Raw genomic sequence first — 24,015 nt, forward strand, 5'->3', positions numbered from 1 at the left:
GGCGCCAGGCGCGCCTCACGCCTGGCCCCAGGTAGCCTACAGTGAACCTGATCAGGCCAGGTGCAGCAACATGCTTTCAGGGGCTTCAAGATACCCCTTCCAGGCGTTGCAGAAGCGTGCAATGGTGCCACCGTCAAGCAAGCGATGGTCGCCCGCCCAGGTCGCCGTCATGATGGCGCGCCGCATCACATTGCCCGCGTCATCAAAACGCGGTAGCCACTGGGTCTTGCCGATGGCAACAATCGCAGACTCGGGTACGTTGATGATAGGCGCCGCATAGGTGCCCCCGATCGCGCCAATATTGGAGATACTGATGGTCCCGCCCTTGAGATCTGACGCGGACACGCGCCCTTCCCGCGCCGCGGAGGTAAGTCGCTGTACCTCACCGGCAATCTCGAGCAGCGTCAGGCGTTCACACCCCTTGATATTCGGTACCATCAAGCCGGCCTTGCCATCTACCGCCATGCCCACATTGCACTGGCTGGGGTAAAGAATCTGCGTGACCTGATCATCAAGTCTCGCCTGCACAATCGGGTAGTCCTTCAATGCCAGCGCCAGCGCCTTGATGAAGAATGGCATCACTGTCAGCCGTATCTCTTGCTTCTCCGCGACAGGTTTCAACCGCTCACGCAGCGCCAGAAGCTCGGTGACATCGATCTCCTCCCCATACTGAAAATGGGGAACCGTGCTGGCCGCCGTGACCATCTGCTTTGCCATGGCTGCACGCACGCCGCGCAATGGCTCGCTGCGCTCCACCGCCGACGACTCAGAGCGGTCCGCTTGGACGGGCTGATTCGAGGCGTCACGGTGTTGCTGGTCGTCCACCTGCTGCCCCTGCTCCAGGAAGGCCAGTACATCATGCTTGAGCACCCGACCGTCGCGACCACTGCCTGGCACCTCTTCCAGACGAAGTTGATGCTCCCGCACCAGCCTGCGCACTGCCGGACTGGCCGGCACTCGGCCGAAGGCTCCGCGCCCAGCACCCCGCGTTTCATGAGCGCTCTGCTCGCGAGTGGCCGCGCCAGCGATGGTTGCTGATGCGCTCGATCCCTCAGCGGTGGGCCGGGACTTGGCGCTGTCAGCGGGAGCTGCCTGCGCGGCTGGCCCAGCGGGCCCTTCTTCCACGCCATCGGCAAGATACCCGAACAGCGGCGCATGTACCTTCGCCATGTCGCCCTTCTCTGCATACAGCGCCTCGACCACACCGTCCTCGGGGGCGGTGATCTCGACCATAGCCTTGTCGGTCATGACGTCGACCAGGCGCTGGTCTTCACAGATCGAGTCACCGACGGCCACGTGCCATTCGACCACCTCACATTCGACGATGCCCTCACCAATGTCCGGCAGCACAAAGTCCACCCGGCGTCTGTTCGACGCCGTGGCAGAAGGCGCAGTCTCTGCGGAGCAGGCCGCGTCCTGCTGTCCATTGAGCGCATCACCGCCCGCCTCGTTGGCATCGCCATCAGCAGCCTCCGAGTCACCCTGATAGGCAAACAGCGGGGCATGAACACGCGCCATTTCCCCCTTGGCCACATGCAGGCGAGTGACCACGCCAGCCTCGGGAGCGGTAATCTCCACCAGCGCCTTGTCGGTCATCACCTCGACGACCGGCTGATCCTCTTCGATGCGATCGCCCTCGGCGATCTTCCACTCCATGACCTCACACTCGACGATCCCTTCGCCGATGTCAGGAAGCTTGAATTCCGTCATTTCGTGACTCTCCCGGCGCCGTCTCAGTAGTGAAGTGAGGCGGTGATGGCTTCATAGATCTTCAAGTGATCGGGCAGGTACTCTTTCTCCAGGATCAGCGGAAATGGCGTATCCAGCCCGGTCACCCGTCGAATCGGCGACTCCAGATAGAGGAAGCAGCGCTCCTGGATCGTCGCCGCAATCTCGCCGGCGAAACCACCGGTGCGAGGCGCCTCATGGGTAATCACCAGCCGGCCGGTCTTGAGCACGGATTCGACCACCGTGTCCTCATCCCAGGGAAGAATGGTGCGCAGGTCAATGACCTCACAGGAGATGCCTTCCTTCTCTGCCATCTCGACCGCACGCTCGATGACCTCCATCTGGGCGCCCCAGCCCAGCACCGTGACGTCGGCTCCCTCCTTGATCACCTCAGCCTCCCCGATAGGCAGCTGATAATCACCTTCAGGCACGTCACCGGTCGAGGCGCGATACAGGCGCTTGGGCTCGAAGAACAGCACAGGATCCGGATCCCGGATTGCAGCCAGCAGCAGTCCCTTGGCCTCGTAGGGATTACGGGGTACGACAATCTTTAACCCCGGGGTGTGGGCGAAATAAGCCTCAGGGGACTGGGAGTGATAGAGCCCGCCTGAAATGCCGCCGCCGTAGGGAGTCCGAATGGTCATCCCACCGACATTGAACAGGTCCCCTGAACGAAAGCGAAACTTGGCCGTTTCATTCACTATCTGGTCGAACGCCGGAAAGATGTAGTCGGCGAACTGGATTTCGGCCACTGGCACCGAGCCCTGGGCAGCGAGACCGTTGGCAAAGCCGATGATCCCCTGCTCGACCAGCGGGGTGTTGAAGCAGCGCGCCTTGCCGTACTTTTCCTGCAAATGACTGGTGGCACGGAAGACCCCGCCAAAGCCTCCCACGTCCTCGCCGAAGCACAACACGTTGTCGTCTTCGGCCATGGCAATGTCGAGTGCCTGGTTGATGGCCTGCAGCATGTTGATGGTAGGCATGTCAGTCTCCTCCCTGGCTGTCATCATCCTGGCCTAACGCAGGATCCAGGGAACGTGCTCCCCGGGGGTACGCATCGGGATAGCGACGGACGTGCCGCTTCAACTCATCAAGCTGACGCTGCAAGGCAGGCGTCACATCGGCATATACATCGGTGACCATCGAGTCGATGGGAGGTGGCGGCCGCTTCTCGGCGCGCTTCATGGTGTCGAGCACCTCACGCCGCAGTTCGTCCTGCAGCGCCTTCTCCTGCTCTTCGTCCCACCAGCCCTGGGCTTCGAGCCACAGCTGCATGCGACGGATAGGATCCTTGGCGCGCCAGGCGTCCTCTTCCTTGCGCGAGCGGTAGCCGGAGGGATCATCCGAAGAACTGTGGGCCGCCAGACGGTAGGTCATGGCTTCGATCAATACCGGCTTGTTGTCTTCCACCGCGATCTTTCTGGCCAGCTCGGTGGCCCGGTAGACCGCCAGCACATCATTGCCATCGACCCGGATCACATGCATGCGATAACCCAGGGCTCGAGGTGCCACCCCATCGGCGGCAAACTGTTCGACGGATGGGGTAGAGATGGCATAGCCGTTATTGCGGCAAAAGAAGATGACCGGCGCTTCATGCACTGCAGCCATGTTGAGGGCTGCGTGGAAGTCGCCCTCTGACGCGGCACCCTCACCAAAATAGACAATGGTGCACAGGCCATCGCCGGCCAACTTTTGCCCATAGGCAAAACCCGTGGCTTGGGGAATCTGAGTCGCCAGCGGCGACGAGATGGTCATGTAGTGCAGCTTGCGCGACCCATAGTGGATCGGCATCTGGCGTCCCTTGCCATAGTCCAGCTCGTTACCGAACAGCTGATTCATGAACTCATCAAAACTGAACCCTCGGTACATCAGGGCGCCCTGCTCACGGTACTGGGCCATGATCATGTCAGCGTCATCCAGGGCCGCGGCGCTGCCGATGACAGCGGCTTCTTCCCCGGTGCATTGCATGTAGAAGCTGAGGCGTCCCTGGCGCTGAGCCGCCAACATACGCTCGTCCAGAACCCGCGTGGCCAGCATGGCACGATAGATACGCAATGCCTGGTCACGCTCCAGTGCCGGGCCTTCGGCGCCGTCGTACAGGGTGCCGTCCTGAGAAAGAACGGCATAGGTCGCAATCGAGTATTCGTCGCCAGCCAGGAAGTCCGGGCTGTGCGTTTGTGCGGTCGTTGTCATCGCGCTGTTCCTTTGCCCCTTATGGGGGCAGTGTTGTCGTTATTTCTTCCCCCTACCAGGGGATCGCCCATAGTGGGGTCAACGCACGTTGTTGACGTTAACGTAAACTGATTCACGTGACTAGCCACGACTTTGGTCGAAAATCTAGGCGATAACAGCGGTCGCTAGCGTGATAGCCAGAACATCATGCTGGTAACCACCCAGCCTTCAGCAATAGCTCCGGCAGCCTACGAACAGACGCACCGTCCAAACAGCCTGCAAGGCAGGCCGTCGGTGCGCCAGCGGGAGAAGAAGAACGTCGAACGGTAGGGAAACGTCTAACGAGCGTAGAGCATCTAACGCGAGGAAAGTCGTGCGAACACGCTATCGACTGCCAACGCCAGCAGTGCGATCAACAAGGCACCCTGCACGATGTAAGCCGTATTGCCGTTCACGATGCCAGAGATGATGGGATCACCGAGGTTGCTCGAACCGACCGTGGCTCCCAGGGCTGCCGTCGCGATATTGATCGTCACGGAGGTGCGAATACCCGCCAGGATGACCGGCGCAGCCAGCGGAAGCTCCACCTGGCGTAGGATTTGGCCGCCGGTCATGCCCATCCCCCGGGCCGCCTCCAGTACCGAAGGTGAGATACCCTCGATACCGGCCAGGGTGTTACGCACGATGGGCAACAGACCGTAAAGCAACAGCGCCACCACGATGGGCAAGGTGCCAAAGCCAAGTACCGGTACCGCCAGCGCCAGCACCGCCACGGGGGGGAACGTCTGGCCCAGCGATGCCACTTGCGCGACCAGTGGCAGAAACTCTCGCCCGGCCGGGCGGGTCACGGCAATCGCGCCTAGCACGCCCAACAGCGTGGCCAACGCAGCTGCGATGGTCACGACCAACAAATGACGGCCCAGCAAGACGAGAAAGTCCACCCGAGCGTAAACCACGTCTCGGCTGTCGGGCTCAAGCCAACGAAAGACGGGTTCGAACAAGGACATCGCCAGACAGCCGACCAGCAATAGCGCGCACCATACGAAAGGCATCAGCCAACGTCGTGTCAGGACATCAGTCATTGACGCGGGCTCCCACCAGGCGACGGAAGTTAAGCTCACCGATCGGGATGTCGTCGTCATCGACGACCGCCAGCCGCTCGACTCGCCGCCACAGCATGACCGACAGTGCCTCGCGAAGCGAAGCGGTCTGATCGATGCGTTCACGAGCCACCCCACCTGCCCCAAGGGGCACCATTCGCTCGCTGACGGGCAACAGCGCAGCCTCTTTGAGACCTCGATCTTCCCCACCCAACAGCGAAGCGACAAAGTCATTGGCAGGCTCGCGCAGTAGCTGCAGCGGATGGCCCTGCTGAACGATGCGACCTTCATGCATCACCACCAGGCGATCCGCCAGCCGCAGCGCCTCATCCATATCGTGAGTCACGAAGACAATGGTCTTGCCCAGCCGCGCCTGGAGGTCCCGCAGCTCCAGCTGCAGTGTCTCCCTGGTGATCGGATCCAGGGCGCCAAAGGGTTCGTCCATCAGCAGAATGTCCGGGTCCGCTGCCAATGCCCTGGCCACGCCCACTCGCTGAGCCTGTCCCCCGGACAGCTGGTCCGGATACTTGTTGGCGTAGTCGGCCATGGACAGGCCAAGCAGCGACATCAACTCCTCTACCCGAGCATCGATGCGCGACTTCGGCCACTTGAGCAGACGCGGCACCAGACCAATATTGCGAGCGACCGTCCAGTGAGGGAACAGCCCAGTGCTCTGAATCGCATAGCCAATACGGCGCCTGAGCACGTCCTCGCGAAAACTGCGAATGGGCTTTTGGTCGATGTGAATCTCACCCTCGCTATGTTCAATCAATCGATTGATCATCTTCAACGTGGTCGACTTACCGCAGCCTGACGTCCCCACCAGACAGCAAAACTCACCGCCGTCTATTTTCAGCGAAACATCATCGACCGCCACGGTATGATCGAACCGCTTAGTGATATGAATGAGTTCGATCATCGTGTGACTCCCCGACCAAGACGCCGTGAAAGATTACCCAACACACCATCGGCCAGCATGGCCATGACCAGGATGGGAAGTGCTCCGAGCAGCACCAGGTCCATAGCCGCTTGCCCCAATCCCTGGAAAATAAAACGTCCAAGCCCACCGGCACCGATCAGCGCGGCCACCGCCGTCAGGCCGATAGCCTGCACCGTGGTAATCCGCACGCCTTCGAGCAGCACCGGCAGCGCCAATGGCAAGCGCACCTGCCAGAACATCTGCCCTCGACTCATGCCCATGCCTCGTGCAGCCTCAATCACCCCACGATCGACACCCTCTAGCGCCACAAAGGTATTACGCACCATCGGCAACAGGCTATAGGCCACCAGAGACACCAAGGCCGGCGCCCAACCGATGCCACTGATACCGAGCTGATCCAGCCACGGAAAACGCTGCGCGGCCCAGGCCAGGGGCCCTAACAGCAGTCCAAACAGGGCCAGGCTGGGAATCGTCTGCATGAAATTGAGCACCCCAAACCCGGTGCGCTGCAGCGCTGGAAGGCGACGCATCAACAGGGCCAGTGCAGCGCCCAATGCCAGGCTAAGCGCCACCGTCGCCCCGACCAGCAACAGGTGTTCCCCCACCGCTAGCCAGAAGTCGTCCGCCCGCCCCCGATACTCCTGCCACAGGGCCAGACGATCGAGACCAAGAGGAAGACATAGCGCGGTGACAACCAGCGGTACGCAGAGGCAAGCGATATAGAGCCCTGCAGGCCAGCGCTGGCGAGTCCTCAGATCCAACAGCGCCAGCAACAGCACGAACAGCGTGCACCAGGCCCCCGCGCCGATACCCAAGCGCGCCTGTGGCAGCTGCGGGTCGACAAGTTGATGAACGCACAGCACTAGCCATAACGGCAGGCCCAACAGTGCCAGCAGGACGAGTCCCAGTGAACGCCATCCAGGATCGGGCTGGCGCGCGACCCAGCCCGCCAAGGCCATGGGAAGACTCGCCAACACAGCCATCGCCGGCCCCGCCACTTGCCAGGCATAGACAGCGTCACCCGGGACGATGCGGTTGGGAGCGCTGCTGGCCACCGGCAAGCTCCACCACGCGAGCAGGCCCAGCGCCATCAACGTCAGCAACACAATATTGCCGCCACGGCGGCTTGCCACTGTCGTGATAATGGATCAGTCCTCGAGGGTCGCCAGATAATCTGCTGCCACCTTGGCAGGATCGAGGCCATTGACGGCCACATCCCCATTCAGGCGCTGCAAGGTTTCCAGACTCAGCGACTCGAATACAGGTGCCAGAGCTTCGGCGATCTCAGGGTGGTTATCCAGGGCGGCACGCCGAATCACCGGAGCTGGCTGATACACCGGCTGCACCCCCTTGGTGTCCGTCATCACGACCAGGTCCAGCGCCTGCAGGCCCCCATCGGTGCCATAGGTCATCGCTGAATTGACGCCGCTGGTCTGTTGCGCCGCAGCCCGCATGGTGGCAGCGGTATTACCACCGGAAAGCACCAGCAGGTCGTCATCGTCGAGGGAGAAACCGTAGGCCGCTTCGAAGGCAGGCAGGGCGAAGGCAGATTCAACGAAGTCGGTACTGGCGGCCAGCTTGTAGTCGCCGCCGCCATTGATAAAGCTCGCCATGTCCTCCAGGGTCTCGAGTCCGTTTTCCCTGGCGACGTCGCCGCGCACGCTGATCGCATAGGTATTGTTGGCCGACGCGGGAGTAAGCCATTCCAGGCCCAACTCGGCATCCTTGGCCTTCACCGTATCGTAGGCCTGCTGCGCATCGTGCCACACGGGGCTGTCGGTCATGTCATGAAAGAAGGCGCCATTTCCGGTGTACTCCGGGTAAATGTCGATCTCGCCATTGAGCAGCGCCTCACGCACGATGCTGGTGCCGCCTAGCTGCAGTCGATCCTCGACCTCCAGGCCAGCCGCCGACAGACGCTGCAGGATCATTTGTCCAAGAACGGACCCTTCGGTATCAATCTTGGACGACACTACCAAGGCATCATCTGCGTAGGTCTGCGAGGCCACGGCAGAGCTCAACATCGTGGCCACCACTGCGGCCGACACTAAGGGACGCTTCATTATTCTCACCTGATTCCATGTGAATGTATGCTGAAGTATATGGAGATGACCCAACGCCTGCAGGACGTTCTGCCAACGTGAGTCCACCATGCCACCACGCCAGACCGCAAGCGCCAATCGGCCGGGACACGCGCCCCGTCAATCGTCAACGCCGCATTCCCCCAAGCCGAGTGCGCTTAGCTCACTGACGCCGACCGGCCGCGATCTGGCCTGGTTGCTGGAAGCACCAGACCTGGTGCGCTCACGCTGGGGTGGCCGCCCGACCCTTGATGAGCTGGGCCTTAACACCCGCACAGCCCGCCACCAGCTGCTGTTACACGCACATGACTCACTGCCCATTACGACCACGGGGAACCACTTGGGGTCGTTACCTCGGCTTGGACAATATCATGAAGCGCTTTGGCAGTTTTTGCTGGCCACGGCACCGGGCACCGAACTGGTGGCACACAATGTGCCTATTCGAGAGGACCGTCGGACCCTTGGCGAGCTGGACCTGCTCTATCGTGATACCGCCGGCGGCCTGATCCATCTGGAGGTCGCCATCAAGTATTTTCTCGGCCTGCCAGAAGGGCCAGGCCGCCAGGATGACACCAGCAGATGGATCGGCCCCGGGGGGCTGGACAGTCTGGCCCTGAAGCTGACCCACCTGGAGCGTCATCAACTTGCGCTACTGTCCACACCACACCGGCGACAGCTGTTGCATGATGCACTGGCGAGCAACACGGGACATTCAGGCGGTGCTACCAACCCACTCCCCGTCGAGGACACCATCAAGGCCCGTCTGGCCATGCCAGGCGTGCTTTTTTACCCATGGCAGCATCACATGCCGCCTCCTCGACAGGCGAACGATCATGTTCTCGAGGGTATCTGGTGTCATTGGCGTCACTGGAGCGAGCTATGCCGCCAGCATGACACGCTGCGCTTCGGCGCATGCCTGACCAAGCCCCATTGGTTGGCGCCACCTCCACCGACACAATGGATGCCGCGCAGCACTCTGAGTCGATCCCTGGCCGCCCACTTCGCCACCTACGCCTTTCCCGTGCAGGTCATGCTGTGTGATGACCCTGCCCGTGTGGAGCAGGACATTCTTGCCATCGATGGCGGCAGGCAAGCTACCTACAAAAACGCGCCGTCCGCGTTGAGCGGACGACGCATCTTTGTGGTCGACGACAGCTGGCCTCACCAGGTACCACTACCACCGCGAGGCCCGGCCTGACGCCATTGTCGCCAGGCCGACAGTCAGCTGCGATCCACCACCCAGTGGGTGCCTTCACGGGAGTCCTTGAGAATGATCCCCTGAGCCGCCAGCTCATCGCGAATACGATCCGCCTCAGCGAAATCGCGAGCCTTCTTCGCCTCGGCGCGCGCAGTGATCCGGGCATTGATCTCATCGTCAGACAGATCGACAGCCCCCCCTCTCAAGAACGCAGCCGGCTCCTGCGTCAACAGCCCCAGTATTCCCCCCAGTCGCTTCAACTCGAGGGCCAGACCGGCCACATCAGCGCTCGTGGTGCTGGCATCGCTCTGCTCCGCCTCCTTGCGGGCACGATTGAGTTCGCGCACCAGCTCGAACAGCACAGACAGGGCCTCGGGCGTGTTGAAATCGTCATCCATGGCAGCGGTAAACCGCGCGGCATAGTCACCCGGCCCCACTTCGATTTCTGCAGGAAGCTCGATGCCATCAAGCGCGGTATAAAAGCGCTCGAGGGACTTGCGCGCTTCACCCAGGGCGTCGGGCGCATAGTTGATAGCACTGCGGTAATGGCTTGCCACCAACAGAAAACGCACGACCTCGGGGTCGTGTTGCTCGAGCACCTCGCGGATCGTGAAGAAGTTGCCCAAGGACTTGGACATCTTCTCGCTATCGACCCTGACCGCCCCGGCATGCATCCAGGTGTTGACGTAGCGCTGGCCGGTAGCCGCCTCGCTCTGCGCGATTTCGTTCTCGTGATGAGGGAAGGTAAGATCCGGCCCCCCACCATGGATGTCGAAGGTATTGCCCAGGCAGCAGGTGGACATGGCAGAGCACTCGATGTGCCAACCGGGACGACCTTCGCCCCAGGGCGACGTCCAGCTGGCCTCGCCGGGCTTGGCCCCTTTCCACAGCACGAAGTCGAGAGGATCTTCCTTGTGCTCGTCCACCTCGACGCGGGCGCCCGAACGCATCTCATCCAGGTTACGGTTGTTGAGCTTGCCGTAATTTTCGAACTTGCGTACCCGGTAATAGACATCACCGTTGCCCGGAGCATAAGCAAAGCCCTTGTCGATCAGCACCTCGATCATGGCAATGATCTCGGCAACATGACCGGTAGCTCGCGGCTCCTGGTCAGGACGCTGAACGAACAGGCGGCCCTCGTCCTCATGCATGGCATCGATCATGCGCTCGGTCAGCTCGCCGATGCTTTCGCCGTTTTCCTCGGCGCGACGCAGGATCTTGTCATCGATATCCGTGATATTGCGGACATAGGTGACATCATAACCACGATGACGCAGGTAGCGACTGATGACGTCAAAGGCCACCATCACGCGAGCGTGGCCAAGATGGCAGAAGTCATACACCGTCATGCCACAGACATACATCCGGACCTTGCCGGGCTCGATCGGTGTAAAGACTTCCTTGGTGCGGGTCAGCGTGTTGTAAATCTGCATGTCAGCCCTTCTTCTGCATCTTGGCCCAGGTGTCTTTCAGACCGACCGTGCGGTTAAACACCAGGTGGTCTGGACGGCTGTCGTGACGATCGGCGCAGAAGTACCCCACTCGCTCGAACTGGTAGCGGTCTTCATTGTCGGCATTGGCCAAGCTCGGTTCACCAATCCCCTTCACGGTCACCAGCGACTCAGGGTTCAGGTGATCGAGAAAATCCGCGTCCTTGTCCTTGTCTGGCTGCTCGACCAGGAACAGGTTGTCGTACAAGCGAACTTCCACAGGAACGCCATGACGCGCGCTTACCCAGTGGATGACACCCTTGACCTTACGTCCCTCCGGGTTCTTGCCCAAGGTATCGAAGTCAACACTGCAGCGCAGTTCCTCGATCTCGCCCTCCGCGTTCTTGATAACCTCATCGCAACGTATGACGTAACTGTTGCGCAGGCGCACTTCCTTCCCGGGCGCCAGACGGAAGAACTTCTTGGGCGGCTCTTCCATGAAGTCGTCGCGGTCGATCCACAGCTCCCGGTTAAACGGAATCTTGCGCACCGGCATATCTTCACGGGCGGGGTGGCCAGGCACCTCGTAGACTTCCTCGTGGTGCTCCTCCACGTTCGTCAGCACCACCTTGAGCGGGTTGAGCACGCACATGGCGCGGGGTGCATTGTCCTCGAGATCCGACCGGATGGCATGGGTCAACATGGCAATATCGACCAGGCCGCCGTCAGCGCGGGTCACCCCGATCATCTCGCAGAACTTGCGCAAAGACGCAGGGGTATAGCCCCGCCGACGCATGCCGGAGATGGTCGGCATGCGCGGATCGTCCCAGCCCTCGACGATGCCATTGTCCACCAGCAGCTTGAGCTTACGCTTGGAGGTCAGCGTGTAGTTGAGGTTGAGTCGAGCGAACTCGATCTGGCGCGGCTTGGTCGGCACTGGCAGCTGATTCAAGAACCACTCGTACAGCGGACGGTGGTCCTCGAACTCGAGGGTGCAGACAGAGTGCGTAATGCCCTCAATGGCATCGGACTGACCGTGGGTGAAGTCGTAGGAAGGATAGATCTTCCACTTGTCTCCGGTCTGGTGGTGATGGGCATGCCGAATACGATAGAGGATCGGATCGCGCAGGTTGATGTTGGGCGACGCCATGTCGATCTTGGCCCGCAACACCTTCTCGCCTTCGGCGAACTCGCCCTGGCGCATACGCTCCAGCAGATCAAGATTCTCGTCGGCACTGCGGTCGCGATACGGGCTTGGGCGACCAGCCTCGGTCAGCGTACCGCGGTATTCGCGAATCTCGTCTGGTGACAGATCGTCCACATAGGCCTTGCCTTCCTGGATCAGATACTGCGCCCAGGCGTACAGCTGATCGAAGTAGTCAGAGGCGAAGCGAATGTCTCCCGCCCACTGAAAGCCAAGCCAGCTGACGTCTTCCTTGATGGCGTCAATATAGGCCTGTTCTTCCTTGGCCGGGTTGGTGTCATCAAAGCGCAGATGACAGTCACCACCGAATTGCTCCGCGAGCCCGAAATTGAGACAGATTGACTTGGCGTGGCCGATATGCAGAAAGCCATTGGGCTCCGGGGGAAAGCGCGTCACGATCTTCTGCGACTGTCCGCTCTCGATTTCCTCGCGAATCTGGTTGCGAATGAAATTCGGCGCGCTGCTTGTCTCGGTGGTCATGTTGATGGATCAACCTCTGGTGGTGTACGGGCGTTGAGGGGCTAGCGGTCGCCCCCCGACTTCGCGCTGCGAAGCAAAACCGCTATTATAGCGTCACGCTAGGGCACGGCGCCAAGCCGTGCAGAGAACGAGAAAGGTGCCAACAGGCACAACATACCCAACAGGACCACTCAATGATCATCTTGCAGACCAATTTCGGCGACATCACGATCGAGCTCAACCACGACGAAGCGCCGAAAACCGCTGCCAACTTCGAGCAGTACGTTCGCGAAGGCTTTTACGATGGCACCCTGTTCCATCGCGTGATCGACGGCTTCATGGTCCAGGGCGGTGGCTTCGACAGCAACTTCGAGCAGAAGCAGACCCACGCTCCGATCGAAAATGAAGCCGACAACGGCTTGAAGAACGTGACTGGCACCCTCGCCATGGCGCGGACCCAGGACCCCCACTCTGCCACTGCGCAGTTCTTTATCAACGTTGCCGACAATGATTTCCTGAATCATACCGGCAAGAACATGCAAGGCTGGGGCTACTGCGTCTTCGGCCGCGTGGTCGAGGGCATGGAAGTCGTCAATCGCATCAAGGGTGTCTCCACCACTCGTCGCGGCATGCACGCTGACGTCCCGGCCGAGGATGTGATCATTCAGCGCGCCTATATCAAGGACGACGCCTAAACACCCACCTCAGCCCCTCCAGGCCCACTCTTGGCCTGGAGGGTCAAGGATTACGCCATGGGCAAGACGACACTTCTGATCTCGGATCTCCATCTGCACCCCGGTGCGCCTGACATTACCCGTGGATTTTTGGCGTGGCTCGAGGAAAATCGCGGCACCGACGTCGATCTCTATCTGCTTGGCGATATCTTCGACGCCTGGATCGGCGATGACCTGATGCTGCTGGGGGATGCTGACCCCAGTGGCCATGCCCGCCTCGCCTGCGAGGTCGCCGAACAGCTCAAGGCAGCCAGCGATCGGGGCACGCGCATCTACCTGATGCACGGCAATCGAGACTTCCTGCTCGGCAGCGACTTTGCCGAACGAGCCGGTGCCACCTTGCTGAGTGACCCTCAGCGGATCGAGCTTGGCGGTGAACCGACGCTGTTGATGCATGGTGACAGCCTCTGCACCCGGGACGAGGCTTACATGGCCTTCCGGGCCAAGGCAAGGGATCCCCAGTGGCAGGCTTCCATCCTTGCGATGCCGATTCCCGAGCGATTGGCGCTGGCCAGCCAACTCCGTCAGCAATCCGGTGAAGCCAATAGCACGAAGGCCGCCGACATCATGGACGTGACACCTGACGAAGTCCTGTCGGCGATGCAACAGCATGATGTAAAGCGCCTGATCCACGGCCACACGCACAGGCCCGACGTGCACCCACTGACGCTCACCGCGGCGGATGGCAGCAAGACCCAGGGCCAACGCATGGTAATCGGCGACTGGTCGAGCAACGAAGGGTGGGAAGTACGCATCGACGGCGATGGCGCTCCTGCTCTCAATCGCTTCACCTTCTGAGCAAGGCACCGATCGTGCGCAGGCCCCGCCTGTCTGCACCGGCGAGATACCACTGGCGGCACCAACACGCCGCCAGCGGCTCCCATGGGCAAGAAACGCTGACGCCCTCCCTTACTTCGTCACACGACAGGCCTCAAGCGCCGAGCTCAAGGCGTCGATATCCATCGGCAGATCAACGGGCCAGATGAGCTCTAGCCGCGAGTCTTGCTGCCACTGTCCCCAGCGCTCTCGCTGCTCCCCTGCTGGCAACACCAACCAGCCAGCGAGGGTACGCATGACCCCCTTGCCACGACATGGCGATGGCAAGCCCTGCCACCAGTCATGCAGACCTTGCTCCTCAAAAGATTCATCAGGGTGCCAGCACCAACTGACCGAACGATAGCCTAGTCCTTGCCCCTCACGGCGAGTCCCAGGACCCGCCAAGGGCAAGACTGACTCGACATCCTCGCTGGGCAACCGCGCCACCAGTGCGTGTTCAGCGGGCCTCGCTCCCCCACGCGCACCCGCAAGCGGAGTGCGTGGCGCAAGATCCAGCAACCAACTCAACGGCAACCCGTGGTGGTCACTCTGGATGACGACGTCTGGCACCTGGGACTGGCATGCTCGCCAACGCTCAAAGACCGCACGATCGTCTGAACGGACAAGATCCGTCATTGACAGCACCCAGGCATCGGCCACGCTTAGCTGCTGCTTGAAGGTGTCATGTGCCACCACCCGAGCGTCAGCAACTCGACGAGGATCTAGGACCGCCACCACTGCCTGCAGCGTTAGCGCGTCCGCCAAGTCACCGGATCTCAATACCTCGAGCAACCCCGCGGGGTGACCCAGGCCGGACGGCTCAATCAACAGTCGATCTGGACGCTCACGCCGGAGTGTCTGAACCAGCACCGAGCGAAACACCGTGGCGACCTGGCAGCACAGACAGCCTCCAGGCACTGCCTGGACATGTACACCGGGCGTCTTCCCAAGCAGCGCCTGATCGACCCCGACCTGACCAAACTCGTTGACCAGAATGGTCCAGCGCTCATGCTCGGGCTTCTGCTCGATCCAATGACGAATCAATTGACTCTTGCCACTGCCAAGAAAGCCCGTGACAACGTGTGTCGGCACGCTTTTCAGTGGTTTCATGGTTAACACAAGGTCTCCTCAAGCCCATGGGCAGCTAGCGAAGATAACGGTATAAAGCATGGCCAGAGCCCTCTCACGACTGTCACCTTGTCACGGTCCATCGCGCTCGCGCACCACCGCAACGAGGTGACAGCCCGCCGTGACCATCCACTGTCGCTCGGTTTAAACACCGGGACGATGATGCTCTTCGATGGATCAACCCTCCATAGAAAAGGAGCACCCTAGGGTGCTCCTTGTTCTCCGTCGCGGCGGGGGCCGTATCACCCGTCTCCCACCACCTTGGCTCAATAGCGCTCTATATCGCCCACCTCCTCGAGGTGGCTGAGCAGCCCATCAAGAATCGCCTGGGCGCGAAGGCGCTCGGCCATACTGGAGACAAACTGCTCCATCTGCGGGTTGCCCTGTGCTTCGCCGATGGCATCCAGCGCGATCAGGGTGACCTGATCACCATCCACTGCACGACCGTAAACGACACCACCTTCTTGGGGATGAGGCAGTTTGAAGGCCGTCGTCAGCACGGCGTCCGGCACGCTGGGCGCGTCCTGCCGGCTGATCGCATCAGCCTGCTGCCAATCAAGTTCCAGCGACTGCCCACCCTGCAGTTGAGCAACACGCTCGGATGCCAACTCGATCAGCGCATCACGAGTCTTGGCGCCACGAACGGCCGCCTCGACGTCGCTGCTGACCTCTTCCAGCGGCAGCGTGGTGGCATCGCGGTGATCCAGCGCCCGCACAACCAGGCGACGCGAGCCGTCCAACTCGATGACTTCACTATTGAAGCCTTCGTCCAGCACTTCCTCGGAAAACGCCTGATCCATGACGCCGGGCTCCGCCAACACGCCCTCGGCGCTATCGCGGCTGACCCAGTCCGTGGTGACCAGATCCACCCCGATGGCGTCCGCTACGCTTTGCAGATCATCTGCGGCAAAACTCTCGTCGATCAGCTGCTGAGCCTTGTCGTTGAAGTCGTCCCTGACCTGCTCTTGAGCCAAGCGATCACGGAGTCGATCACGCTCTTGCTCGAAGTCAGGGCGGTCCAGCTCCGTCACCTTGATCAGGTGCAGTCCATTGTCGGTTTCCACCACGTCAGATACCTGGCCCTGCTGAAGGGCAAAGGCCGCCTGCTCGAACTCATCACCAAAAATGCCGCGGGTGATGACACCCAGGTCACCGCCGGCATCGCTGGTCGTAGTGTCATCGGAAAACTCTGCGGCCAGGGTCTCGAAATCCTCTCCCTGAGCCAGACGCGATTGCACGTCGGCGATTCTCGCTTCGGCTTCATCCCGCGTACGCTCGTCACCAAACGTCACCATGATGTGAGAAACGCGACGGTCCGCGTTTTCGGCGCTTGCTTCCCATGCCGCGCGGAGCTCGTCTTCGGAGACCTCCACGTCCGCCGCCATGGCCTCCTGATCAAGCAGCACGTAGGCAAGCTGGACTTGCTCAGGGCGCAGGAAGTCCTGCTGATGCTCACTGTAATAGGCAGACATCTCAGCATCACTGACACTGACCTGCTGGTCCAGTTCACCAGCATCCATGGTGTGGTAGCGGAAGGTACGCGTCTGACGCTGCAACTGGGCAAGACGCTGCTGCTCAGCGGGCAAGGTGAAGTCGCTGGCGATCAACCCCTGCTGAATATGGCCACGCATCACGTCTCGGCTCAGCTGCTCGCGGAACGACAGCGGTGTATACCCAACACTGGCAAGGCGCTGACGGAATAGCTCCTGGTCGAATTGACCATCGGCATTGTGAAACTCGGGGCGACTGACGATCAGCTGATCCAGCTGATTGTCGGACACCGCAAGACCACCGGACTCCGCGTAGCTGATCATCAGGCGATCGCTGATCAACCCTTCAAGCACCTCACGACGCAGCGCTCTCTCCTGGTCAGCCGGCACCTGGTTGGCCCGCATGGCACGCTGAACGTTAACCTCGACCTGCTGACGATTGATTGGCTGGCCGTTGACCTTGGCCACTTCGTCACCGGACTGGCCAAACAAACCGATCAGCGACTCTACGCCGAACAGCGCCATGGTAACGACCACGGCCCCGATAATGATCTTTGCGATCCAACTTTGGGATCGGTCGCGAATACTCTGCAGCATGAAAGCCTCTGCGAAAGGTTGGGGGTTACGCTTGGCCTGGCAACAACGGTCAAGGTACCACACCCAAACTCATGAAAAAGGCGCACCGCGATAGCGATGCGCCCTTGGCGAGAGAAGTGTCAGCGGATGACACTACGCTCGTGTCAACGTTGCGAGGATTGGCCCAGGGCCAGTCACTCGTCAATCAGTTGACGGAATCCTTCAGAGCCTTGCCGGCCTTGAAGCTAGGCACCTTGGCAGCGCTGATTTCGATCGGCTGACCCGTCTGCGGGTTACGACCGGTGCGTGCGGCACGATCCTTGACGGAAAAGGTGCCGAAGCCAACCAGTGAAACGCTGTCGCCCTTCTTCAGGGTTTCGGTCACGGACTCGACCATGGCATCCAGCGCACGGGAAGCAGCAGCCTTCGGAATATCGGCAGACGCGGCAATGGCATCAATCAGCTCGGACTTGTTCACACTTCACCCCTTGACTATTACAGAAAAAGATACAAAACGGCGATTTTTTGGCCGACAGGCACGATCGCAGCATGGCGACAATTTATAGCAATGCGACGAAAGACCTGTCAAGCAACCTTCCTTGCCAATCCGCATGATTCCGGCATTTCCAGGCCGGAATCATGGAAAAAATGTCACTAGTGTGTACTGACCATTGAGTGAGTTGCAGTCGAATCCGTCGAAACCGAATCATCGGAATTATGATCCGTGTTTTTTGACAGCGCGACCTCCAACACCTCATCAATCCAGCGAACCGGATGAATCGTCAGGGCGTCCTTGATGTTATCAGGGACTTCCTTGAGATCTCTGCGGTTCTCTTCCGGTATTAGCACCGTCTTTATACCACCACGCCTGGCGGCCAGCAATTTCTCCTTCAACCCACCGATAGGCATGACTTCGCCACGGAGATTGACTTCGCCCGTCATGGCCACATCACAGCGCACAGGACGATTACAGAAGGCGGACACCATCGCGGTGACCATGGCGATGCCAGCACTGGGACCGTCCTTGGGAGTCGCTCCCTCAGGCACGTGGATATGCAGATCTTCCTTCTCGAAACGCTCCGGATCGATCCCCAGCGCTTCAGCACGGGCCCTGACGACGGTCTGGGCAGCACTGACGGACTCTTTCATCACATCGCCAAGAGAGCCCGTCTTGTTGATGCGCCCCTTGCCAGGCGTTACTACCGACTCGATGTTGAGCAGCTCGCCGCCTACCGATGTCCAGGCAAGGCCGGTCACCCGCCCCACTTGATCCTGCTTGTCGGCCAGACCGTAGCTGTAGCGTCGCACGCCAGCGTAAGTCTCGATATCCTCTGCCGCCAGCGTCTGGGAGCCCAGCGCCCCTTCCTTGCCTTCTTTCTCGAGACGCTCACGCAGCACCTTGCGGCTGACCTTGGCAATCTGCCGCTCCAGCTCACGAACACCTGCCTCGCGGGTGTAGTAGCGGATCAACTCAAGGAGCGACGCTTCACTGTACACCAGCTCGTCTTCCTTGAAGCCATTGGCAGCAAGCTGCTTGGGCACCAGGTAACGGGTGGCAATCGCCAGCTTCTCGTCCTCGGTGTAGCCCGGCAGGCGAATCACCTCCATCCGGTCGAGCAGCGGCCCGGGGATGTTCATCGAATTCGCGGTACAGATGAACAGGGTCTCAGAGAGGTCGTAGTCGAGCTCGAGGTAGTGATCGCTGAAGGCGTTGTTCTGCTCGGGATCAAGCACTTCGAGCAGTGCCGACGCCGGGTCACCGCGGTGATCCATGCCGACCTTGTCGACCTCGTCAAGCAGGAACAGCGGGTTCTTTACCCCTGCCTTGGCCATACGCTGAATGGGCTTGCCAGGCAGCGAGCCAATATAGGTACGGCGGTGGCCACGAATCTCGGACTCGTCACGCACGCCGCCAAGTGCCAAGCGCACGTATTTACGATTGGTGGCTCGAGCGATCGACTTGCCAAGGGAGGTCTTGCCCACACCGGGCGGCCCAACCAGACATAGCACCGGTCCCTTCAGCTTCTTCACACGCTTGTGCACCGCGAGGTACTCAAGAATGCGTTCCTTCACTTCATCAAGACCATAGTGGTCTTCATCCAGAACCTTCTGCGCGTTCAGCAGATCGTGCTTGACCCGCGTACGCTTCTTCCAGGGCACTGAGACCAACCAGTCGAGATAGGAGCGCACCACCGTCGCCTCGGCGGAGGACGGCGACATCATACGCAGCTTGCCCAGCTCCTGGTTGGCCTTGTCGGCAGCCTCTTTCGGCATACCGGAATCCTTGATGGCCTGCTCGTACTTGTCCGCCTCGTTCGGCGCGTTCTCGAGCTCGCCCATCTCTTTCTGAATGGCCTTCATCTGCTCATTCAGATAGTACTCGCGCTGGGACTTCTCCATCTGGTCCTTGACGCGCGAGCGAATACGCTTCTCGACCTGCAGCAGGTCGATTTCCGCCTCGATCAGTGCCATCAGGTGCTCGATACGATCGCGCACGCGATCCATTTCGAGCAGCTCCTGCTTGTCACCGATCTTCAACGACAGGTGGGCACAGATGGTGTCCACAAGCCGGCTGGGATCTTCGATGCCAGACAGCGAATTCAGCACCTCGTTGGGTACCTTCTTCGACATCTTGACGTACTGCTCGAACTGATTGAGCAGCACGCGTACCAGCGATTCCTGCTCGCGCTCGCTCAGTGGCTCGCTGGAGCGCAACACGACCTCAGCCCGAGAGTGGCCGTCCTCGGCAAGGGAGATGTCGCGAATGTCTGCGCGAGACTCACCCTCGATCAGGACCTTCACAGTACCGTCGGGCAGCTTCAACAGCTGCATGATCTCGGCAACGGTACCAATGGCGAACAGGTCTTCGTTGTCCGGATCGTCCTTGCTGGCCTCGCGCTGAGCAACCAGCAGGACCCGCTTGTCATCCGCCATGGCAGCTTCCAGTGCCTGGATCGACTTTTCTCTGCCGACAAACAACGGGATGACCATCTGCGGGTATACCACTACGTCACGCAGTGGCAAAAGGGGCAGACTCATAGTCTGTTCGGCGTTCTGCTGCATCGCAGACGTTCCTCAAACTTAGCGGGTGAAACCTGAGGGATGGGGGCACCCCCGAGGTATTGCAAGGGGAAACACCTGCCGGAATGCTGTGATACCTGCCACCGGCAGTCGAAGCCCGTCGACCAGAAAGCGAAAGACTAGGCTCGCAGGACACATCTCTTGAGACAATGCCCTTAAGACCATGCCCTTAAGACCATGCCCTTGAGACAGTCTCCTTAAGGCAATGCCCGAGGACCATGCCCGGATATCAAGCCCGGCAGACAAAGGGGCCGCATCAGCGGCCCCTTTGTCGGCGTCGCGAGTCGACAGCGGCAGGTTAGCCGTCGGTACCATCCACCCGCGCGGCTTCCTCGGTATCTTCGCTCTGGCTGTAGATCAGCAGCGGATCGCTCTCGCCACTAATGACAGACGCGTCGATGACCACCTTGCTGACGCCCTCAAGGGAGGGAATCTCATACATCGTGTCAAGCAATACGGACTCGAGAATAGAGCGCAGTCCACGTGCTCCGGTCTTGCGAGCCATCGCCTTGTGCGCCACGGCGCGCAGGGCGTCCTCTCTGAAGTCCAGCTCGACGCCTTCCATATCGAACAGGCGAGCATACTGCTTGACCAGAGAGTTCTTGGGCTCCGTGAGGATCTGTATCAGCGCATCCTCGGTCAGCTCGGTCAGGGTGGCAATCACCGGCAAACGTCCGACGAACTCGGGAATCAGACCAAACTTGACCAGATCCTCGGGCTCGACCTCGAGCAGCAGATCACCCACTCCCTTGGACTCGTCCTTGCTCTTGACCTCAGCGTTGAAGCCGATGCCACCGGTCTCGGCGCGATCACGTATCACCTTGTCCAGACCGGCGAACGCACCGCCAACGATGAACAGGATGTTACCGGTATCCACCTGGAGAAATTCCTGCTGCGGATGCTTCCGACCACCCTGGGGCGGCACCGAGGCCGTAGTGCCCTCGATCAGCTTCAACAAGGCCTGCTGGACACCTTCACCGGAGACATCGCGAGTGATGGACGGGTTATCGGACTTTCGAGAAATCTTGTCGATCTCATCGATGTAGACGATACCGCGCTCAGCCTTGTCGACATCATAATCACACTTCTGCAGAAGCTTCTGAATGATGTTTTCGACGTCTTCACCAACGTAGCCAGCCTCGGTCAAGGTGGTGGCGTCCGCGATGGTGAACGGCACGTTGAGCAGGCGCGCCAACGTCTCGGCCAAAAGCGTCTTGCCGCTGCCGGTAGGACCAATCAGCAGAATGTTCGACTTGCCGAGCTCCACGTCGTCCTTGCCGCTATGACGAAGACGCTTGTAGTGGTTATAGACGGCCACGGACAGCACCGTCTTGGCGCGGTCCTGACCAATCACGTAGTCATCGAGAGTATGTCGAATTTCGCGTGGAACGGGCAGACGCTCCTCGTCGCTCTCGGCATCGGCATCGAGAACTTCCTCGCGAATGATGTCATTACACAGATCGACACACTCATCGCAGATATATACAGACGGACCGGCAATCAGCTTGCGCACTTCATTCTGGTTCTTGCCACAGAATGAGCAATACAGAAGCTTACCGTTGTCGTCCTTGCCTTTGCCGTCGGCCATTCGCGTACCTCTCTGGCAGCGGAAGCCCCGCAGGGCCACCGGTAATCACGTAGTCATCGCGCAAACTATCACGCTATCAGGATGCAGGACGCTTATCCAGCACTGCGTCGATCAGGCCGTACTCGGCAGCCTGTGCTCCGTTCATGAAGTTGTCGCGATCGGTATCCTTGGCGATGGTCTCGATATCCTGGCCCGTATGGTGTGCCAGGATCTGATTCAGTCGCTCGCGGATCCCCAAAATTTCACGGGTGTGGATCTCGATGTCCGACGCCTGCCCCTGATAGCCACCCAGCGGCTGATGAATCATCATGCGCGAGTTGGGCAAACAGTAGCGCTTACCTGCGGCACCACCGGCCAGCAACAGAGCACCCATGCTGGCGGCCTGTCCGATGCAGACCGTCGACACATCGGGCTTGATGAACTGCATCGTGTCGTAGATCGACATCCCGGCGGTGACCGATCCACCCGGAGAATTGATGTAGAGGTGGATGTCCTTGTCGGGATTCTCGGACTCAAGGAACAGCAGCTGCGCCACCAGCAGGTTGGCCATGTAGTCTTCTACGGGCCCCACAAGGAAGATCACCCGTTCCTTGAGCAAGCGCGAGTAGATGTCGTAGGCGCGCTCGCCGCGAGCGCTCTGCTCGACCACCATGGGCACTAGGCCGCCAGCAGCATGTATATCGAACTCGGTGTTCATGGAGATGTGTCCTCGCATCCGTGTGTGGCAAAACGACAAAGCCGGCCCGTTCGGGCCGGCTCGGCAAGACGCTTAAGCGTCCTCGCCCTCTTCTGCCTCTTCGCCCGGCTGCTGCTGTGCCGCGGCGAGAGCCTGCTGGTAGGACATTTCCACGTCCTTGACCGTCGCCTGATCGAGCAGCTTATCAACCGCCTTCTCTTCCAGCAGTGCAGACTTGACCTGGGTCTTCATCTGCTCATTGCCCATGTAGTACTCAACGACCTGCTCCGGATCCTGGTACTGCTGAGCGAGCTCTTCAACCTTGGCCTTGATCTCATCATCAGAGGCTTCGAGCTCGTTGACCTTGATCACCTCAGCCAGCAACAGTCCGACCTGAACACGGCTGCGCGCCTGATCAGCAAACAGCTCATTCGGCAGCTGGCTGACATCAAAGTCTTCGCCAAGGCCGAACTGCTGGGCTGCCTGCCGCTTCAGGCCGTCCACTTCCTGCTGCACCAGGGCATCGGGAACAGGAATGTCGTTGGCCTGCTTCAGCGACTCGAGCACCTGCTGCTTCACGCGGTTCTCCACCGCCTGGCCAGCTTCACGCGTCATGTTCTTCTTGACCTCGGCGCGGAAGGCATCGACGTCGTCGCCTTCGACTCCGAACTTTTCGATGAAGGCAGCATCCACTTCAGGCAGCGCCTGGCCCTTGACGGCATTTACCTTGACCTTGAAGGTAGCTTCCTGGCCCGCCAGCTGCTCGGCCTGGTAGTCCTCGGGGAAGGTCACGTTGATGACCTTGTCCTCACCCGCCTTGGCACCCTGCAGCTGGTCTTCGAAGCCAGGAATGAAGCTGCCTGACCCCAACACGAGATCGTGGCCCTCTGCACTGCCACCTTCGAAGGGCTCGTCACCCAGGAAGCCCTGGAAATCAATATTCACCTGGTCGCCGTCTTCAGCAGCGCGTTCCACTTCTTCCCAGGACGCGTTCTGCTTGCGCAGAGTTTCGATCATCTCGTCCACGTCGGCGTCGGTCACTTCAACGACCGGACGCTCTACCTCAGTACCTTCAATGGTGGACAGCTCGAACTCCGGGTACACCTCGAGCACTGCGGTAAACTCGAGATCCTTGCCGGCTTCATTGACCTTGGCCTCGATCTGCGGGAAGCCTGCCGGATTGAGCTTCTCATCCGTGATGGCGCGGACGTAGCGCTCACGCATCACTTCGCCCACCACTTCGTTACGAACATCGCTGCCGTAACGCTGGCGGATGACGGACATTGGCACTTTGCCTTTGCGGAAACCGTCGAGACGAACGTTCTTGGCAGCGTCTTTAAGACGGGCGGCGACGGCCTCGTCAATCTCGGCGGCCGGCACCTGGACGTTGATGCGGCGTTCGATCTGGGAGGTCGTATCGACGGAAACTTGCATGAAAAATCCTCTACCGACTGGGGGCAAACTGAAACTGTGAAAACGTCAAAAGGGAGATTCTAAGAATCCCGCAGGGCACTGGCAAGCGCCAACGCCCTTTAGATGGGGCTTTTCGGACAATTTACAAGGGCAATCGCGCAATCCATCCTCGCGGCCGCTCCCTAAACCACTGAAGGCCGA

19 protein-coding genes are annotated in these 24,015 nt (G+C 60.2%); 3 read left to right on the forward strand and 16 right to left on the reverse strand.

The window, feature by feature from the left end; all coding sequences use genetic code 11:
• Positions 1-51: 51 nt before the first annotated feature.
• The 7 genes from KUV72_RS11860 to KUV72_RS11890 form a co-directional block, all read right to left on the reverse strand.
• On the reverse strand, positions 52-1,710 hold the full coding sequence (locus KUV72_RS11860) for a dihydrolipoyllysine-residue acetyltransferase (protein ID WP_222238542.1): 1,659 nt from the start codon (positions 1,708-1,710) through the stop codon (positions 52-54).
• 23 nt (positions 1,711-1,733) lie between these two features.
• Positions 1,734-2,711 (reverse strand): alpha-ketoacid dehydrogenase subunit beta, encoded by a 978-nt coding sequence (locus KUV72_RS11865; protein WP_206939020.1) that lies wholly within the window; start codon positions 2,709-2,711, stop codon positions 1,734-1,736.
• Between the two features lies 1 nt (position 2,712).
• The gene (locus tag KUV72_RS11870; protein WP_206939022.1) at positions 2,713-3,921 is read right to left on the reverse strand and encodes a thiamine pyrophosphate-dependent dehydrogenase E1 component subunit alpha; all 1,209 of its coding nucleotides are present in this window, start codon (positions 3,919-3,921) and stop codon (positions 2,713-2,715) included.
• A 335-nt stretch (positions 3,922-4,256) separates the two neighbouring features.
• Complete coding sequence (locus KUV72_RS11875) at positions 4,257-4,982, reverse strand: ABC transporter permease (RefSeq protein WP_206939025.1); 726 nt, start codon at positions 4,980-4,982, stop codon at positions 4,257-4,259.
• A complete protein-coding gene (locus KUV72_RS11880; protein WP_222238543.1) occupies positions 4,975-5,919 on the reverse strand; it encodes an ABC transporter ATP-binding protein in 945 nt (314 codons plus the stop codon). The genes KUV72_RS11875 and KUV72_RS11880 overlap by 8 nt, the downstream gene beginning before the upstream one ends.
• Positions 5,916-7,073: an ABC transporter permease gene (locus KUV72_RS11885; RefSeq protein WP_315857890.1), complete on the reverse strand. Its 1,158-nt coding sequence runs from the start codon at positions 7,071-7,073 to the stop codon at positions 5,916-5,918. Before KUV72_RS11885 ends, KUV72_RS11880 begins: the two co-directional genes overlap by 4 nt.
• Before the next feature lie 15 nt (positions 7,074-7,088).
• Positions 7,089-8,003 carry a glycine betaine ABC transporter substrate-binding protein gene (locus KUV72_RS11890; protein WP_222238544.1) on the reverse strand — a complete coding sequence of 305 codons (915 nt, stop codon included), beginning with the start codon at positions 8,001-8,003 and terminating at the stop codon, positions 7,089-7,091.
• An 88-nt stretch (positions 8,004-8,091) separates the two neighbouring features.
• On the opposite strand from KUV72_RS11890, the gene KUV72_RS11895 reads away from it, so the two are divergent.
• The gene (locus KUV72_RS11895; RefSeq protein WP_222238545.1) at positions 8,092-9,219 is read left to right on the forward strand and encodes a DUF1853 family protein; all 1,128 of its coding nucleotides are present in this window, start codon (positions 8,092-8,094) and stop codon (positions 9,217-9,219) included.
• A 23-nt stretch (positions 9,220-9,242) separates the two neighbouring features.
• Here the strand turns inward: KUV72_RS11895 and cysS are convergent, their stop codons facing one another.
• Together cysS and KUV72_RS11905 are read right to left on the reverse strand one after the other, a co-directional pair.
• Positions 9,243-10,652, reverse strand: a complete 1,410-nt coding sequence (gene cysS, locus KUV72_RS11900) for a cysteine--tRNA ligase (protein WP_222238546.1) — start codon at positions 10,650-10,652, stop codon at positions 9,243-9,245.
• A gap of 1 nt (position 10,653) precedes the next feature.
• Positions 10,654-12,333 (reverse strand): glutamine--tRNA ligase/YqeY domain fusion protein, encoded by a 1,680-nt coding sequence (locus tag KUV72_RS11905; RefSeq protein WP_222238547.1) that lies wholly within the window; start codon positions 12,331-12,333, stop codon positions 10,654-10,656.
• 173 nt (positions 12,334-12,506) lie between these two features.
• Between KUV72_RS11905 and KUV72_RS11910 the strand changes: the two genes are divergently transcribed.
• The gene (locus KUV72_RS11910) at positions 12,507-13,007 is read left to right on the forward strand and encodes a peptidylprolyl isomerase (RefSeq protein WP_206939037.1); all 501 of its coding nucleotides are present in this window, start codon (positions 12,507-12,509) and stop codon (positions 13,005-13,007) included.
• 57 nt (positions 13,008-13,064) lie between these two features.
• Positions 13,065-13,844 (forward strand): UDP-2,3-diacylglucosamine diphosphatase, encoded by a 780-nt coding sequence (locus KUV72_RS11915; protein WP_222238549.1) that lies wholly within the window; start codon positions 13,065-13,067, stop codon positions 13,842-13,844.
• 111 nt (positions 13,845-13,955) lie between these two features.
• Here KUV72_RS11915 and KUV72_RS11920 read toward each other — a convergent pair whose 3' ends face one another.
• The 7 genes from KUV72_RS11920 to tig all read right to left on the reverse strand — a co-directional run bounded on the left by KUV72_RS11920 (position 13,956) and on the right by tig (position 23,835).
• Positions 13,956-14,972 carry a CobW family GTP-binding protein gene (locus tag KUV72_RS11920; protein WP_222238551.1) on the reverse strand — a complete coding sequence of 339 codons (1,017 nt, stop codon included), beginning with the start codon at positions 14,970-14,972 and terminating at the stop codon, positions 13,956-13,958.
• Positions 14,973-15,256: 284 nt separating this feature from the next.
• A complete protein-coding gene (locus tag KUV72_RS11925; protein WP_222238553.1) occupies positions 15,257-17,077 on the reverse strand; it encodes a SurA N-terminal domain-containing protein in 1,821 nt (606 codons plus the stop codon).
• Between the two features lie 184 nt (positions 17,078-17,261).
• Complete coding sequence (locus KUV72_RS11930) at positions 17,262-17,534, reverse strand: HU family DNA-binding protein (protein ID WP_206939045.1); 273 nt, start codon at positions 17,532-17,534, stop codon at positions 17,262-17,264.
• A gap of 176 nt (positions 17,535-17,710) precedes the next feature.
• Positions 17,711-20,119 (reverse strand): endopeptidase La, encoded by a 2,409-nt coding sequence (gene lon, locus KUV72_RS11935; RefSeq protein ID WP_222238555.1) that lies wholly within the window; start codon positions 20,117-20,119, stop codon positions 17,711-17,713.
• 316 nt (positions 20,120-20,435) lie between these two features.
• On the reverse strand, positions 20,436-21,725 hold the full coding sequence (clpX, locus tag KUV72_RS11940; protein ID WP_206939049.1) for an ATP-dependent Clp protease ATP-binding subunit ClpX: 1,290 nt from the start codon (positions 21,723-21,725) through the stop codon (positions 20,436-20,438).
• 76 nt (positions 21,726-21,801) lie between these two features.
• Positions 21,802-22,422: an ATP-dependent Clp endopeptidase proteolytic subunit ClpP gene (gene clpP / locus KUV72_RS11945; protein ID WP_206939051.1), complete on the reverse strand. Its 621-nt coding sequence runs from the start codon at positions 22,420-22,422 to the stop codon at positions 21,802-21,804.
• 72 nt (positions 22,423-22,494) lie between these two features.
• Positions 22,495-23,835, reverse strand: a complete 1,341-nt coding sequence (gene tig / locus KUV72_RS11950; RefSeq protein ID WP_222238556.1) for a trigger factor — start codon at positions 23,833-23,835, stop codon at positions 22,495-22,497.
• Between the last annotated feature and the right edge of the window lie 180 nt (positions 23,836-24,015).

It is taken from the genome of Halomonas sp. DP4Y7-1 (assembly GCF_019800705.1).
In the GTDB taxonomy this organism is placed as follows: domain Bacteria; phylum Pseudomonadota; class Gammaproteobacteria; order Pseudomonadales; family Halomonadaceae; genus Halomonas; species Halomonas litopenaei_A.

Coding starts and splice junctions, on each gene's coding strand:
- KUV72_RS11860 (WP_222238542.1), bottom strand. CDS start 1,710: ATGACGGAATTCAAGCTTCCTGACATCGGCGAAGGGATCGTCGAGTGT.
- KUV72_RS11865 (WP_206939020.1), bottom strand. CDS start 2,711: ATGCCTACCATCAACATGCTGCAGGCCATCAACCAGGCACTCGACATT.
- KUV72_RS11870 (WP_206939022.1), bottom strand. CDS start 3,921: ATGACAACGACCGCACAAACGCACAGCCCGGACTTCCTGGCTGGCGAC.
- KUV72_RS11875 (WP_206939025.1), bottom strand. CDS start 4,982: ATGACTGATGTCCTGACACGACGTTGGCTGATGCCTTTCGTATGGTGC.
- KUV72_RS11880 (WP_222238543.1), bottom strand. CDS start 5,919: ATGATCGAACTCATTCATATCACTAAGCGGTTCGATCATACCGTGGCG.
- KUV72_RS11890 (WP_222238544.1), bottom strand. CDS start 8,003: ATGAAGCGTCCCTTAGTGTCGGCCGCAGTGGTGGCCACGATGTTGAGC.
- KUV72_RS11895 (WP_222238545.1), top strand. CDS start 8,092: ATGCCACCACGCCAGACCGCAAGCGCCAATCGGCCGGGACACGCGCCC.
- cysS (WP_222238546.1), bottom strand. CDS start 10,652: ATGCAGATTTACAACACGCTGACCCGCACCAAGGAAGTCTTTACACCG.
- KUV72_RS11905 (WP_222238547.1), bottom strand. CDS start 12,333: ATGACCACCGAGACAAGCAGCGCGCCGAATTTCATTCGCAACCAGATT.
- KUV72_RS11910 (WP_206939037.1), top strand. CDS start 12,507: ATGATCATCTTGCAGACCAATTTCGGCGACATCACGATCGAGCTCAAC.
- KUV72_RS11915 (WP_222238549.1), top strand. CDS start 13,065: ATGGGCAAGACGACACTTCTGATCTCGGATCTCCATCTGCACCCCGGT.
- KUV72_RS11920 (WP_222238551.1), bottom strand. CDS start 14,972: ATGAAACCACTGAAAAGCGTGCCGACACACGTTGTCACGGGCTTTCTT.
- KUV72_RS11925 (WP_222238553.1), bottom strand. CDS start 17,077: ATGCTGCAGAGTATTCGCGACCGATCCCAAAGTTGGATCGCAAAGATC.
- lon (WP_222238555.1), bottom strand. CDS start 20,119: ATGCAGCAGAACGCCGAACAGACTATGAGTCTGCCCCTTTTGCCACTG.
- clpX (WP_206939049.1), bottom strand. CDS start 21,725: ATGGCCGACGGCAAAGGCAAGGACGACAACGGTAAGCTTCTGTATTGC.
- clpP (WP_206939051.1), bottom strand. CDS start 22,422: ATGAACACCGAGTTCGATATACATGCTGCTGGCGGCCTAGTGCCCATG.
- tig (WP_222238556.1), bottom strand. CDS start 23,835: ATGCAAGTTTCCGTCGATACGACCTCCCAGATCGAACGCCGCATCAAC.